This window comes from Kitasatospora gansuensis (assembly GCF_014203705.1).
GTDB classification, from domain to species: domain Bacteria; phylum Actinomycetota; class Actinomycetes; order Streptomycetales; family Streptomycetaceae; genus Kitasatospora; species Kitasatospora gansuensis.
Window position 1 is genome coordinate 2,917,229 of record NZ_JACHJR010000001.1, and the last position, 12,672, is coordinate 2,929,900.

Genomic DNA, 12,672 nt, shown 5'->3' on the forward strand with positions numbered 1-12,672 from the left:
GGTCAGAGCGAGCGGAACAGCTCCAGGTATCGCCGCATCAGACCGTCCCAGGCGTAGTGCTCCTCGACGTGCCGGCGGCCCGCCGCGCCCAGCCGGTCGGCGAGCTCGCCGTCGGTGAGCAGCCGGCGGCAGGCGGCGGCCAGCGCGGCGGTGTCCCCGGGCGGCACCAGCAGCCCGGTCTCACCGTCCGTCACCACGTACGGGATGCCACCGACGGCCGAGCCGACCACGGGGGTGCCGCAGGCCATCGCCTCGACCAGGGCCATCCCGAAGGACTCCGCCTCGGTCCGCGAGGGCAGCGCCAGCACGGCGGCGCCGCGTACCGCCTCGACCAGCTGATCGCCCGTCAGCTCGCCCATCGCCTCGACCCGTTCGGCCACTCCGAGCCGCCCGGCCAGGGCCAGCAGCTCCGGCACCGCGTCCCCGCCGCCGACCAGCCGCAGCCGGGCCTCCGGCAGGTCGGCCAGCTCGGCGAGCGCGCCGATCAGGACGTCCACGCCCTTCCAGGCCGAGGAGCGGTCCATCCGGCCGACGTAGACCACGGTGCGCGGCCGCTGCGAGGCCGGTACGCCGGGGGTGAAGCGGGCGGTGTCCACGCCCGGGGTGATCTGCACCGCGTGCGGGTGGCCCGCCGCCAGTGAGACCGGGGAGACCGCGACCAGCGCCCTGGCCCGCCGGAACACCCGCGGCAGCACGGCCCGTTCGTAGCCGCCGATCAGCCGGTCGGCCGCGCCGCTGCCCGGCTCGCCCTTGTGCATCGAACCGGCGTGGTAGGTCAGCACGGCGGGGCGGCGGCCGGAGACCGCGACGGCCAGGTCGGCCAGTCCCGGCACCGGTGCGTGCGCGTTCACCACCTCGGCGCCCGTCCGGCGCAGCCAGCGGCGCAGCTGGAACGGCCAGAGCGGGCTGAGCGGGGTGTTGGAGAGCCGCAGCCAGGCGCCCAGCCGGATCACCCGGACGCCCTGCTCGACGCTCTCGGTGGTCCGCAGCCCGGACAGCCGGGTGGTGATCACCACCGGCTCCAGGTCGGGCGCCTCGGCCAGCGCGGCGGCGATCCGGGCCGCGTAGTTCTCCACGCCGCCGATCTTGGGCGGGTAGTAGGGGGCGACCACCGCCACCGTACGGGGCGTCATCGGCGCACCGGCCCGGGGACGTCGGCGAGCAGCTGGCCGACGAACTCCTCAGCCCGGGCGGCGTAGGCCGGGATGACCTCGCACAGGTGCTCCCGGTACGCGGCGCCCTCGGTCAGCAGACGGTCCATCAGCGGGACCAGGGTGTCCGGCCGGGCCTCGGCCATCCGGACCACCCAGTGCCCCAGTCCGAGGTCGGCCATGATGCCCCGGGTCTTGTGGTCGTACTCGACGGCGGCGCACGGCACACCGGCGATCAGCCCGAATATCACCGAGTGGAAGCGGGTGCCGAGGATGAAGTCCGCGGCGCCGTACAGCGCGAAGATCTCGTGGTGGTCGATGGTCTCGTCGTCGACCACGTGCAGCCCGGGGGTGTCCAGCAGCGCGGCTATCCGGCGGTTGACGATCCGGTCGTCGTCCTCCTGGAAGGTGCAGGTCACCTGCGGGACGAGCACCACCTGGCAGCCCCGGTCGACCAGGTGCCGGACGGCCGCGGCCATCGCCGCCTCGTAGGCGGCCTGGGCCGCCCGGTCCAGGAACTGACGGGCCGTCACCAGGACCAGCTCGGCCTCCGGGGCGATCCCGAGCTCCTGCCGCCAGGGGCGTACGGAGTTGCCCTGGAAGGCGAAGGCGCTGTCCACACCGCGGATCAGGTTGGCACCCGGCACCCCGGCCTCGGTCAGTCGGGCGATGCTGATCTCCTCCCGGGCCACCACCCGGCGGCTGAAGGCCAGCACCCGGCGCATCAGCAGCCGCTGGGTCCTGGTCGGGAACGGTCCGCAGGACTGCGGGGCGAGCACCACCGGCACCCCGAAACGGCGGGCCAGCCAGAGCGGCAGCAGCAGGAAACCGATGCTCAGGTCCGAGGCGAAGTCGGCCTTCCCGTTGAGATAGCCACCACCCAGCGAGAGCACCAGGTCGGCCCCGGCGAGGGCCCGCAGCTCGGCCCGCATCTCCCGGGGCAGCAGGGGGGCGACCGCCTTCAGCAGCGGTCCGCCACCGGGCAGGGCGGCCAGCAGACCCAGCAGCGCGGCAACCGCCTTGCGGCTGATCCGGGTGATCCGGCGGGCCTGCTCGTCGCCCACGTAGCGGCGGATCGAACCGATGTTGGGGACGCCGTCGAAGCTCGGCCACTCCCCCGGTTCCTCGAAGCCGGCGATGCTGATCCTGGCCCCCGGGTACGCCCGCTCCAACTGCTGGAGCGCCACGCTCAGCAGGGCCGCGTCACCGCGGTTGCCCCGCGCGAACGCGTTGACGACGACTATCTTCACGGTCTGACAATCTCTGTGTAGTGGTGTTCCAGGTTGTCGAGGAACTCCTCGACGCCGTACCGGTCGGCCCGGGCCGCCGACCCCTTGCCGAGCAGGGCCAGCCGCTCCAGGTCACCGATCAGGCCGCCGAGCGCCCCGGCCAGCGCGGCGACGTCCCCGGCCTCGACCAGCGCCCCGTTGTCCGGACCGACCAGCTCGGGCAGGCCGCCGACCCGGGAGGCCACCATCGGGCGGCCGATCTGCAGCGCCTCCAGGGCCACGGTGGGGAAGTTCTCCGGCCAGAGCGAGGGCAGCACCACCACCGAGGCGGCGCGCAGCCGCTCGGCGACCTGATCCCCGGTCAGCCAGCCGTGGAAGACCACCCGGCCGTCGGCCACCAGGTCGGCGGCCGCCGCCTCCAGCCGGGCCCGCTCGGGACCGTCGCCGACGACGGCGAGCCGGGCCTCGGGGTGACGGGCGATCAGCTCCCGGAACGCCGCCAGCAGGACGTGCACGCCCTTGACCGGCTCCAGGCGGCCGACGAAGAGCAGTTGCTGTGCGTCCGTCACCGGCTCGGCACCGGCGGTGCGCGGGATGCCGTTCGGCAGCACGTGCACCGGCACCCGGCCGACATCGGGCCGGACCGCCTCGGCGAAGTACCGGCTGGGCGCCAGCACCCGCCGCACCCGTCGCAGCCTGAGCAGGTAGGCGGGCCGCTGGAGCAGCCGCAGATAGAGGTAGCGGCAGCTGTCGGCGGCGGAGAGCCGCCCGCCCGCACTCGCGCTGGCCAGGTTCCACCGCAGCAGCGCCTTGGTCCAGTCCTCGGGGCCGTGCACGGTCAGCAGCCGGGGCACCCCGCTGGTCGCGGCCAGCACCGCCGGGCTGAACTCACCGATGGTGTGCAGGTGGACGCAGTCGGGCCGGAACTCCAGCAGCTGCCGCCGCACCGCGCGGTACGCGGGCCGGTGCCAGAAGTACCCCAGCAGCCGGCGGGCCGGGCCGCCGCTGACCGCGGGCACCAGCTCGTCCGCGAACACCTGCTGACCCTCCGCCAGCAGGTCGGTGGCCACCACCCGGACCTGGTGACCCCGGGCGGTCAGCCCCTCCGCGATCAAGCGGACGCTCTTCTCCGCGCCGCCCGCCTCGAAGCCGAGGTTGACGATCTGCAGCACCCTCATGTCCAACTCTCCGTTGTCCGCTTCCGCCTGGCCTCCCAGGCGGGGCCGGGTCTCTCCCATCCCTGCAGGCCGTCGGGCTGCGGCCAGTCCTGGCCGACCGGCGGCCAGCCCACCGGCTGCTGCTGGTACGGCTCCTGGTCCGACGACCGCTGGTCCGGCAGCGCCGACGGCGCGGCCGGCTGCGGACGGCCGCGCCCGAGGGCCAACGCCGCCAGGGCCGCCACCCCGGCCGCGAGGTTGCCGCCGGCCCAGGCCCAGCCGAACCAGACCAGGCCGCGCGGCGCCCAGTACAGCGCAAGCCCGATGGACACCGTCGCGTAGATCAGGTTGCAGACCACCAGCGCCCGCAGCTGGCCGGTCAGCTTCAGGGCGAAGGTGGCCCAGGTGTTGAGCGCCACCGCGCCCGCCGCCACCGCCAGGGCGAACAGCAGCGGCTGGGCGTGCTCCGCGTACCCGTGGCCGAACAGCTTCAGCACCAGACCGCTGCCCAGCGCCACCGCCGCCGCAGCCGGGATCTGCACCGCCGCCATGATCGTGGCGGAGCGACGGAGCAGCACCCCGAACCGTGACGGTTCGTAGGACGCCTCGGCGAACACCGCCTCGCCGACCGAGAAGGAGATCGCGTACAGCAGGGTGGCTATCTGGTAGGCCACGTAGTAGTAGCCCGCCGACTCGGCCCCGAGGTGGTGCAGCACGATCAGCGGGGTGACCATCTGCGGCAGCAGGTTCAGCAGGCTGGCGGAGTAGCTGGCGACCGAGAACCGCAGCTGCTCCCGGAGCCGGGTGCCCCGGGTCCGGAAGTCGAACCGGAAGCCGAGCTTGCGGTGCAGCAGGAACTGCGCGGCCAGCGCGGCCACCACGTACCCCCCACCGGTCGAGCCGACGATCCCGGCCGTGCCGAAGCCGACCAGCGCGGCGGGCAGCGCCAGCTTGGCCAGGCCCTGCAGCAGGCCGTCCACCAGGACGTTGTACTGCGGCACCCGGGCCCCGACGAAGACCGACTTGGTCAGCAGGTTGACCGCGGCGCAGGAGCAGAGCAGCACGAAGGCGGCGGCCAGCAACGGCTGGTCCCGGATGAACAGCAGCTTCTCCCCGTAGACCGGCAGCCCGAGCAGGTAGCCGGAGGCGAGCAGGCAGGCGACCGCCGCGACCAGGGTCAGCGACATGGTCAGCTGACCGTTCCGGGAGGCCCGGGCCGCGGGGTAGCGGATCAGCGTGCTGTTCAGGCCGAACAGGCTCAGGTACGCGATCAGCGTGGTGGCCGAGATCAGCGAGGTGGCCAGGCCGACCTGCCGCGCGGGGTAGAAGTTGGCGACCACCACCCAGAACACGAAGCCGAGCCCGGCGGTGACGGCGGTGGAGGCCAGCAGGAAGAGCGAGCTGCGGTACATCTGGTCCGGGGGGCGGGCATGCCGGGCCGAGCCGCTGCCCGGCCGGCCCTGCCGCTCCCGGGTGCCGGGAGTGCCGCGATGTCTAGCCACGCCGCTCCTGGTGCCGCTCCTGGCAGTGCTCCTGGTACCGGCGGAGCAGCGAGGCGGCGTGCTCGTCCCAGTCGAAGGCCGCGGTGGCGTACTCGTGCGAGTAGCGGGCCATCCGGTCGCGCAGGTCCTGATCGGCCGTCAGTTCCGCGAGCGCGGTGCGCAGCGCCGCGGGCTCCCGCTCGATCAGCCGGACCAGGGTGCGGTCCAGCCGGTAGGGCGCGTAGCCGGGGTCGTCGGTGGTCAGCACCGGCAGCCCGGAGGCCATCGCCTCCTGCACCGTCAGCGGGAAGCCCTCGGCGGTCGAGGGCAGCGCGAACAGGTCGCAGGCCCGGTACAGCTCGGCCAACTGCTCCGGCGGCAGCGCGCCGAGGTGGTGCACACCGGAGCGGCCGGCCAGCGCCGCCGAGTCGCCGTCGCCCGCGAACACCAGGTCGTACCCGGCCGCCTCGTCGTGCGCGGCGAGCAGCAGGTCGTACCCCTTCTTCGGCACCAGGCGGCCGGCGAACAGCACCAGCGTCCGGTCCGCGGGCAGGCCGAAGCGCTTCCTGGCCAGGACGCGCTCCTCGGCGGAGCCGGCGGGCCGGAACAGCTCGGTGTCCACCCCGTTGGCCAGGTGTCCGGTCCGCTCCGGCCTGGCGCCGTGCCGGAGCACGAAGTCGGCGACCGAGGCGTTCAGGGTGAACACCTGGCGGGCCCGGCGGAGCAGCGCCCGGCCTGCCACCGCGTAGACCGCCCGCTGGACGCCGCGGACCACAGCGGACGGGTGCTGGACCATCGCCACGTGCTGGGTCAGCAGGTGCGGGGTCCGGGTCAGGGCGGCGGCCAGACCGGCGGCCCATGAGGTCAGGTAGAGGCAGTCGTGCAGGTGCACCACATCGGCCCGGCGGGCCAGCCGCAGCGCGGTGCCGAGCACGGTGGGCGCGAGCACCGGGAACGGCACCCCGGCCCGCTCGGCCCCGTTCCAGGCCGCGACCCGGACCACCCGGACACCGTCCTCGTACCGGACCGCGCTCCGCTCGCCGCTGGTGAGCACGGTGACCTCGGCGCCGCCCGCCGCGAGCCGGACGGCCTCGTGTCGGACCACGTTCTCCACCCCGCCGAGGTGCGGCGGGTAGTAGTGACTGACGAGCAGCACCCGGAACGGCCTGGTCGGTGTGCTCATCGGTAGATCTCCGCCCCTTCGCTGCTGTAGATCTGGTTCTTCGTCGAGTCCAGCAGGCCGACCGGGTAGCGGTAGGTGATCAGGTCGCCCTGGTAGGCGAAGGTCACCTGGCCGCTCCGCACCGTGGCCGTACCGAGGATGACATAGGTGTGCGCGCCGACGACCGTCGGGAACAGGTCGCCGACGGCCGGCCCCTCGATCAGGGTCTGCAGCCGCCGATAGGTGTAGCCCTCGGCCTGCACCAGCGGCTGCGGCTTCTGGCTCGCGGTGCTCTGCTCCAGCCAGTAGGCCGCCAGCCGCTCCTCGGTGCTCGGGTAGTAGATGTCGTACGACCGGCCCGCGTTGTTGAGCTGCAGCTGCGCCGGGTAGCCGCCGAGAGTCTGCGGCACCACGCCGGTGAGGTCGAGGAACAGTCCCGCGACGAGCACGCAGACCACCGGCACCGCACGGCGGCCGGCCCAGCGGGCCAGCCAGAGCGTCCCGGCGGCGACGAACGGCGCGAAGATGAACAGCCCCTGCTGGAAGGCGCGGAGCACGCCGTAGTCCACCGAGAGCTGGGGCACCACCGTGAGCAGCGCGATCATGGTGACGGCGCCCACAGTCAGCGTGAGCTGGTCCCGGACCGGCTGGAAGATCCGGCGCCGGGCCCGGAACGCCACCACCACCCCGACCAGCAGCAGCACCTGCAGCAGCTGCGCGGCGGCCTGCCGGAGCAGGCCGTTCAGTCCGGAGACGCTCAGCCCGGTCGCCTCCAGACCACGGCCGACCGCGGTGAGCGGCATGTCCTCGGCCGGGGCCAGCGGGACCTGGTAGGGGTCCACCGTGGTCAACGGCAGCAGCTCCCCGGCGGCCCGCTTGGCCGCGTTCTGCTCGATGCTGGCGGCCCGGTAGTCCTTGATCCGCTGTTCCGGGCTGGTCCGCGCGCCGCCGAACAGGCTGTACCCGGTGTCGGAGGACCCGGCCTTCGCCGTCCCCGGGTTGACCATGCCCTGCACCACGCCGGCCAGCGTGCTGCCCAGCTGCCCGTTGGTGTGCGTCACCGGGCCCGCCCAGACCAGCGCCAGCGCGGCGGCCACCACGACCATCCACCAGCTCACGAAGGACGGCGCGTGGTCCTGCCTGGGGCGGCGGCGGACCTTGCCGTTCTTCCGCCGGGCCAGCAGCCGCCAGCCCAGGTCCACCGCCACCGCGAGGCCGAGGATGGCCACCATCAGGTAGATGGTCGAGTAGTGCGACAGCACCACCCCGGCCAGCAGCCCCAGGAAGAGCAGCCGCCTGGCAAGCAGCGGCCGCCCGGTGTCGGTCAGCACCACCATCGCGCAGCCGATCAGCAGGAAGGCCACCTCCTGCCGGCCCAGGAAGGTCATGTCGGTGAAGAAGGTCGGGAAGACCATGAAGTACACGGCCGACAGCAGCGCCACGAACTGCGGGGCCACGTTGCGCACCGAGCGGTACACCAGCACCGGGGTGAGCGCGAACAGCAGCGGCAGCACCAGCTTGAAGACGTACACGTCGGGGAGCGCGGTGAGCCGGACCAGACTGACGGGCAGCAAGGTGATGCTCAGACAGGCGTTGTACGCGTCGGGGTAGGCGGAGACGTCCCAGTGGGAGCCGCCGAGGGCCAGCCGGAAGTACTCGTACTCCCGCTGGACGTCGTGCCCGACGATGTACCAGCCGCGCAGCGAGTTCAGCAGCAGCAGCGCGGCCGAGCCGGCGAACAGCCCGATCTCCACGACCGGGGCGGAGTACCGGCGCCGATGGACCATCAGCAGCACCAGCAGGGCCGCGATCACCACCAGCGCGACCATGCTGACCTTGCCGCTGAAGCCGTTGTTCAGGCGGATCGGACCGGCCACCGACAGCACCAGCGCCAGCGCCCCGAGTCCGGCCACCTGGGCCAGCCCGCGCGGCAGCCCGGCCCGGCGGGGCCGGTCGGGGCGCGGTTCCTCGGGCAGGAACAGTCCGAGCACCACCAGCGTCATGGCCGTCGCCCCGGACAGCAGCCGCTGGGTCAGCGGACGCTCCTCACCGAGCAGCGGGAGCACCGTGTTCACGGCGAGCGCGACCACCAGGTCGGTGATCACCGCCAGGCCGACCGACAGCATCAGTGCCGCGTCCCGGGTGGACACCGCCTTGGCCACGACACCGCGCCAGAGCAGGATCGGCGCCCCGAACAGCAGCCACAGGCCGGCCAGGGTGAGCAGCACCGCCGGCGCCGCCGACCACACCTCCACCACGGAGGCCAGCGCCACGCCCAGCAGGATCCCGCTGCGGGCCTGGATCTTCCCGATCAGCTTCATCGTCCTCATCCCCGGCCCGACAGGCTCGGGTAGACCTCTGCGTAGACCTGCTCGACCTGGGCGGCGACCGCCTCCCAGGAGTACGCGTGCGCGGCCTCGGAAGCACGCCGGGCCAGCCGCAGCCGCAGCTGCGGGTCGGTGGCCAGGGTCTCGACGGCGGCCGCCAGCGCGGCGGGCTCGGGTTCGGCCAGCAGGCCGACCCCGTCGAGCAGTTCGGTGTTGCCGGGCACGGCGGTGGCCAGTACCGGCAGCCCGGCGGCCATCGCCTCCAGCGCCACCAGCGGCATCCCCTCGCGGTCCGAGGGGAGCACCAGGGCGTCCGCGTCGGTGTACGCCCGGACCAGCTCCTCGCCGAGCAGCCCGCCGGAGAACTCGACCCCGGTCAGCCCCAGCCTGGCCGCCTTCTCCTCCAGGTGGGAGCGCAGTTCGCCGTCGCCGACCACCCGCAGCCGGACCGGCTCACGGACCAGCGCGAGCGCGTCCAGCAGCCGGTCCACGTTCTTCTGCGCGCTGAGCCGGCCCACGAAGAGCAGCTGCAGCGGGCGCCCTGGCCGTGCCTCGCCGGTCTCCCGGACCGGCAGGAAGTACTCGGGGCCGACCCCGTTCGGCACCACGAAGATCCGTTCGGCGGGCACCCGGTAGCTCTCCCGGACGAAGTCCGCCTGAGCCCGGGTCAGCACGATGACACCGGCGGCGGCCCGCAGCACCCGCCCGAACGAGTGCTTCTTGTACAGCGGCAGCAGCTTGCCGAGCGGCCCGGAGGCGTCCACGTCCAGGTGGAAGTGGAGCAGGAAGCGCTGGCGGCGCAGCAGCGCGGTGAGCGCGACCAGTTCGGGCAGCAGGGCGTGCGCGCAGTGCAGGTGCAGCACCGCCCGGCGCGGTGCGCGGAGCAGGGAGAGCGGCAGGCCCGGGGCGATCGCGGTGTGCGCGACCTCCACCGCGCGGTGCCGACGGACCGTCAGCCCGCTCCGACCTGGCTGCTCGTCACCGGACCGGGCCGGGGCCCCGTCGGCGCCGAGCGCGGTGGTGACCACCCGGACCCGGTGCCGCCCGGCCAGTTGCTTCGAGAGGTGCTCGACGACCCGTTCCAGCCCGCCCAGGTGGGGCGGGTAGTACGGGGTGACCTGCAGGATTGTGCGCATCTGGCTTCCAGGACGAGGGCTTTCGGGCGTTACGGCTTGCCGACGGGCTTGGGGTCCTCCGCCTTCCCGAACCGGAAGTGCAGGGTCTGCGGGTGCCCGACCAGGGCCACCCGGACCATCGCCACGTCCTTGGCGGCCGGCAGCCGCGCGACCAGCGGGACCGGGGTGCCGTCCTTGGGGGCGATGGGCAGCACGTTCTCGCTGACCGTCTTCCCGTCGGCCGCCAGCAGCGTCACCTTCAACTCGTACGCGTTGACGCCCGTGCCATGGGCGTTCAGCGCGAGCGGGACCACGGCCGTGGCGCCCTCGAAGCTCGGGTTGGTGGTGAAGTAGAGCTCGGTGAACGACGCGTTCTGCTGGGTGAAGGACTGGAGCAGCACGGTCCGTACCGGCTGCACCGACCAGGCCACCGTGGCCAGCACGACCGCCGCGACACCGATCAGCAGCCCGGTCACGGCCGGGCGCCGAGGAGCCGCCGCCGCCCGGCGGCGCCGACGGCCGCGCCGCGCCGCGGGCTGCTCGGGCTCCGGCTCGGTACGGTCCTCGGCCTCGGCCTCGACGTCGTCCTCGGCGCCGCCCTCGGCCAGGTCGTGCTGGGGGCTCATACCGCCTCGTACTGCTCGGATCGCCGGTCCGGCTTCGGCTGCGCGGGCTCGCCGCCCTGTGCGGGGACGGACAGCGGCGGGGCCGGCACGGCGGCCGCCTGCCGGGTCTCGGCCGCGGTCGGGACGACGGCCGGCTCGGCGGTACCGCGGCGGAAGCGGTGCTCGAAGAGCTGGCGCAGGTTGGCCATGCCGTCCGGCAGCGCGTTCAGCTTCACCTCACCGCCGCGCTTGCGGTACTCGATCGGCACCTCGAGGAAGCGGTAACCGGCCCTGGCCGCCTCGTTCTTGATCTCCTGTGAGAACGCCATGCCCGGCGAGCGGACGTCCAGACCGCTCCAGACATAGCGCTTGAAAATCCACATACCGGACTGCGAGTCCCGGAGACCGTTGCGGAACAGCCGGCGGCTCAGGGCGCTCAGCGCGTGGTTGGCCACCGTGTGCGAGCGCTTCATCGCGTCGCGGTTCTCCCGGCCGAGCCGGTTGGTGGTCATGAACTCCACGTCCCGCTCGGTCAGCGTCTCGAGCAGCTCGGGCAGCGCGTCGAACGGGTAGGTGCAGTCGGCGTCGCCGGTGGCTATCACGTCACCGGTCGCGGCGTCGAAACCCTGCTGGTACGCGTTCCCGTAGCCCCGCTGGGGCTGGAGCACCACCCTGGCGCCGAGCGACTTGGCGACCTCGGCGGTGTCGTCGGTCGAGGCGTTGTCGACGACGATCACCTCGGTCTCCCAGCCGGCCGCGGCCAGTTCGGCGACCGGGATGTTCGCCATGACGGTGGGCAGGTTCGGCGCTTCGTTCAGCGCGGGAATGACGACGGACAGACGTCGCACGCTTGAGTCCCCCTGGAAATTTTGTGGACAGCTCGCAAGCCCCCGGAGCCGCCGACCAGGCAGCCCTCCGAGCCGGCCTACCAACCGCCGCCCGAGGAGGTGCGGTATGGCAGAGCTCCGTCGCTCATCAGGACCTGTTCACCCATCAGAAGGCCGGTCCATGCCGCACTTTGCGGTGCGCGCTCGAACCGGCCCTATTCACTCCAGACCTTAGCGGATGCCTACGCACCACAGGCACCCCCGTGACTATCTTGTGATGATCACAAGGGTGCCGTTCTGGGTATGCTGCGAGGTTACGGATCGTCAGATCCGACCGGGCGTCAGCCGACCAGCCAGGAGGCCACCGGCTTCTCCTTGACGCCGTTCGTCTTGAGCGTCGCGACCTGCTCCGACGTCAGTGCCTGGTTCCAGACCTTGATGCTCCCCAGCACGCCGGCCCAGTGACCGGTCCACAGCTTGTGCTGCCTGGTCCGGCCGAGCTGCAGCGGGCCGGGACCGGCCCAGATGCCCGACACCTGCGCGGTGGAGTTCTTCCCGGCCGGCTGGCCGTTCACGTACAGCGCGATGGACTTGGCACTCGGGTCGTAGACCCCCGTGAGCAGGGCCCACTCCCCCACCGTGTTCAGGTTCTCGGAGGCGACCTGGACCACCGTGGCGTCCGCGCCGCCGTCCGCGGTCTGCACCCGGAACACCCAGGACTTCTTGCCGTCCGCGGCCACGTCCCGGCCGAGGTCGAAGGAGTACGAGGCCCCGTCGCCCTGGCTGACCGCCGTCCGCGGGCCCTCCGGCGCCTCGTTGTAGACCCAGGCGGAGATGGTGAAGCTGCCCGTCACGTCCACGACCTTGGTCGCCGACTGGGCGTTGGAGTTGTTGTTGCTGCGCAGCCGGAGCACGTGACCGTCCGGCACCTTGCTCACCTCGGCGTCCGGGGCGATGGCCAGGTTGGCCTGCCCGGAGGAGTCCGCCAGGCTGTTCGGGTCACCCGGCACGGTGGCTTCGACGTTCGGCGCGGCCGCACCCGAGCCGGACGGCTTGACGCTGGGCTTGCCGGTGGCCGACGGCGAACCGCTCGCCACCGGATCCGCCTTGCCCCCGGTCTTGTGGATGACGGCGAAGCCCGCCCCGACCCCGAGCACCACGGCCGCCACCGCCACCCCGGCGGTGATCATCCGCCGACGGCGGCGCCCGCGCTCCTCCTCCTGCTCCGCCAGCGACTCCCAGCTCGGCATGGCGTTCGCCGGCGGCTGCTGGTACTGGCTCTGCGGGTTCGGGTAGCCGTAGCCGTCCTGGGTCGGGTAACCACCCTGCTGCGGGTAGCCGCCCTGCTGCGGGTACCCGCTCTGCGGGTGCGGGTAGCCGTAGGCGGCCTGCCCCGGGAACTGGCCCGGCAGCGGCGGCGGATAGCCACCGGCGGGTGCCGCCTCGTTCGGATTCTGAGAGGGAACCTGGCCAGGAGTCGCAGCCACGTCCGGGCGTTCCGTACCGTCAGTCATAGTGCGGATGCTAGAACATGAGCCCGGTCCACCAGATCGCCTCCCCACCCAACCGATACCGAAGCGGAACATCGGCCTTACCCGACGACCACCCGACCGACACA

Annotated in this window: 10 protein-coding genes; all 10 read right to left on the minus strand. The window is 72.9% G+C overall.

Features of this window, described 5'->3' with window-relative positions; genetic code table 11:
* Positions 1–2: 2 nt before the first annotated feature.
* Positions 3–1,133 carry a glycosyltransferase family 4 protein gene (locus F4556_RS12780; protein ID WP_184914413.1) on the minus strand — a complete coding sequence of 377 codons (1,131 nt, stop codon included), beginning with the start codon at positions 1,131–1,133 and terminating at the stop codon, positions 3–5.
* A complete protein-coding gene (locus F4556_RS12785; RefSeq protein WP_184914416.1) occupies positions 1,130–2,401 on the minus strand; it encodes a polysaccharide pyruvyl transferase family protein in 1,272 nt (423 codons plus the stop codon). Before F4556_RS12785 ends, F4556_RS12780 begins: the two co-directional genes overlap by 4 nt.
* Positions 2,398–3,558: a glycosyltransferase family 4 protein gene (locus tag F4556_RS12790; protein ID WP_184914418.1), complete on the minus strand. Its 1,161-nt coding sequence runs from the start codon at positions 3,556–3,558 to the stop codon at positions 2,398–2,400. Before F4556_RS12790 ends, F4556_RS12785 begins: the two co-directional genes overlap by 4 nt.
* Positions 3,555–5,039, minus strand: a complete 1,485-nt coding sequence (locus F4556_RS12795) for a lipopolysaccharide biosynthesis protein (protein ID WP_184914421.1) — start codon at positions 5,037–5,039, stop codon at positions 3,555–3,557. The genes F4556_RS12790 and F4556_RS12795 overlap by 4 nt, the downstream gene beginning before the upstream one ends.
* The gene (locus F4556_RS12800; protein ID WP_184914426.1) at positions 5,032–6,201 is read right to left on the minus strand and encodes a glycosyltransferase family 4 protein; all 1,170 of its coding nucleotides are present in this window, start codon (positions 6,199–6,201) and stop codon (positions 5,032–5,034) included. Before F4556_RS12800 ends, F4556_RS12795 begins: the two co-directional genes overlap by 8 nt.
* On the minus strand, positions 6,198–8,501 hold the full coding sequence (locus F4556_RS12805; protein ID WP_184914429.1) for a DUF2206 domain-containing protein: 2,304 nt from the start codon (positions 8,499–8,501) through the stop codon (positions 6,198–6,200). The genes F4556_RS12800 and F4556_RS12805 overlap by 4 nt, the downstream gene beginning before the upstream one ends.
* Before the next feature lie 5 nt (positions 8,502–8,506).
* Complete coding sequence (locus F4556_RS12810) at positions 8,507–9,643, minus strand: glycosyltransferase family 4 protein (protein ID WP_184914432.1); 1,137 nt, start codon at positions 9,641–9,643, stop codon at positions 8,507–8,509.
* Between the two features lie 29 nt (positions 9,644–9,672).
* A complete protein-coding gene (locus F4556_RS12815) occupies positions 9,673–10,248 on the minus strand; it encodes a hypothetical protein (RefSeq protein ID WP_184914435.1) in 576 nt (191 codons plus the stop codon).
* Complete coding sequence (locus tag F4556_RS12820) at positions 10,245–11,075, minus strand: glycosyltransferase family 2 protein (RefSeq protein WP_184914437.1); 831 nt, start codon at positions 11,073–11,075, stop codon at positions 10,245–10,247. Before F4556_RS12820 ends, F4556_RS12815 begins: the two co-directional genes overlap by 4 nt.
* A 320-nt stretch (positions 11,076–11,395) precedes the next feature.
* Positions 11,396–12,568, minus strand: a complete 1,173-nt coding sequence (locus F4556_RS12825) for a LamG domain-containing protein (RefSeq protein WP_184914440.1) — start codon at positions 12,566–12,568, stop codon at positions 11,396–11,398.
* Positions 12,569–12,672 lie beyond the last annotated feature (104 nt).

What these genes read in the sequence shown, in the direction of transcription:
- F4556_RS12780 (WP_184914413.1), bottom strand. Translation starts at nt 1,133, where the DNA reads ATGACGCCCCGTACGGTGGCGGTGGTCGCCCCCTACTACCCGCCCAAG.
- F4556_RS12825 (WP_184914440.1), bottom strand. Translation starts at nt 12,568, where the DNA reads ATGACTGACGGTACGGAACGCCCGGACGTGGCTGCGACTCCTGGCCAG.
- F4556_RS12810 (WP_184914432.1), bottom strand. Translation starts at nt 9,643, where the DNA reads ATGCGCACAATCCTGCAGGTCACCCCGTACTACCCGCCCCACCTGGGC.
- F4556_RS12790 (WP_184914418.1), bottom strand. Translation starts at nt 3,558, where the DNA reads ATGAGGGTGCTGCAGATCGTCAACCTCGGCTTCGAGGCGGGCGGCGCG.
- F4556_RS12815 (WP_184914435.1), bottom strand. Translation starts at nt 10,248, where the DNA reads ATGAGCCCCCAGCACGACCTGGCCGAGGGCGGCGCCGAGGACGACGTC.
- F4556_RS12805 (WP_184914429.1), bottom strand. Translation starts at nt 8,501, where the DNA reads ATGAAGCTGATCGGGAAGATCCAGGCCCGCAGCGGGATCCTGCTGGGC.
- F4556_RS12800 (WP_184914426.1), bottom strand. Translation starts at nt 6,201, where the DNA reads ATGAGCACACCGACCAGGCCGTTCCGGGTGCTGCTCGTCAGTCACTAC.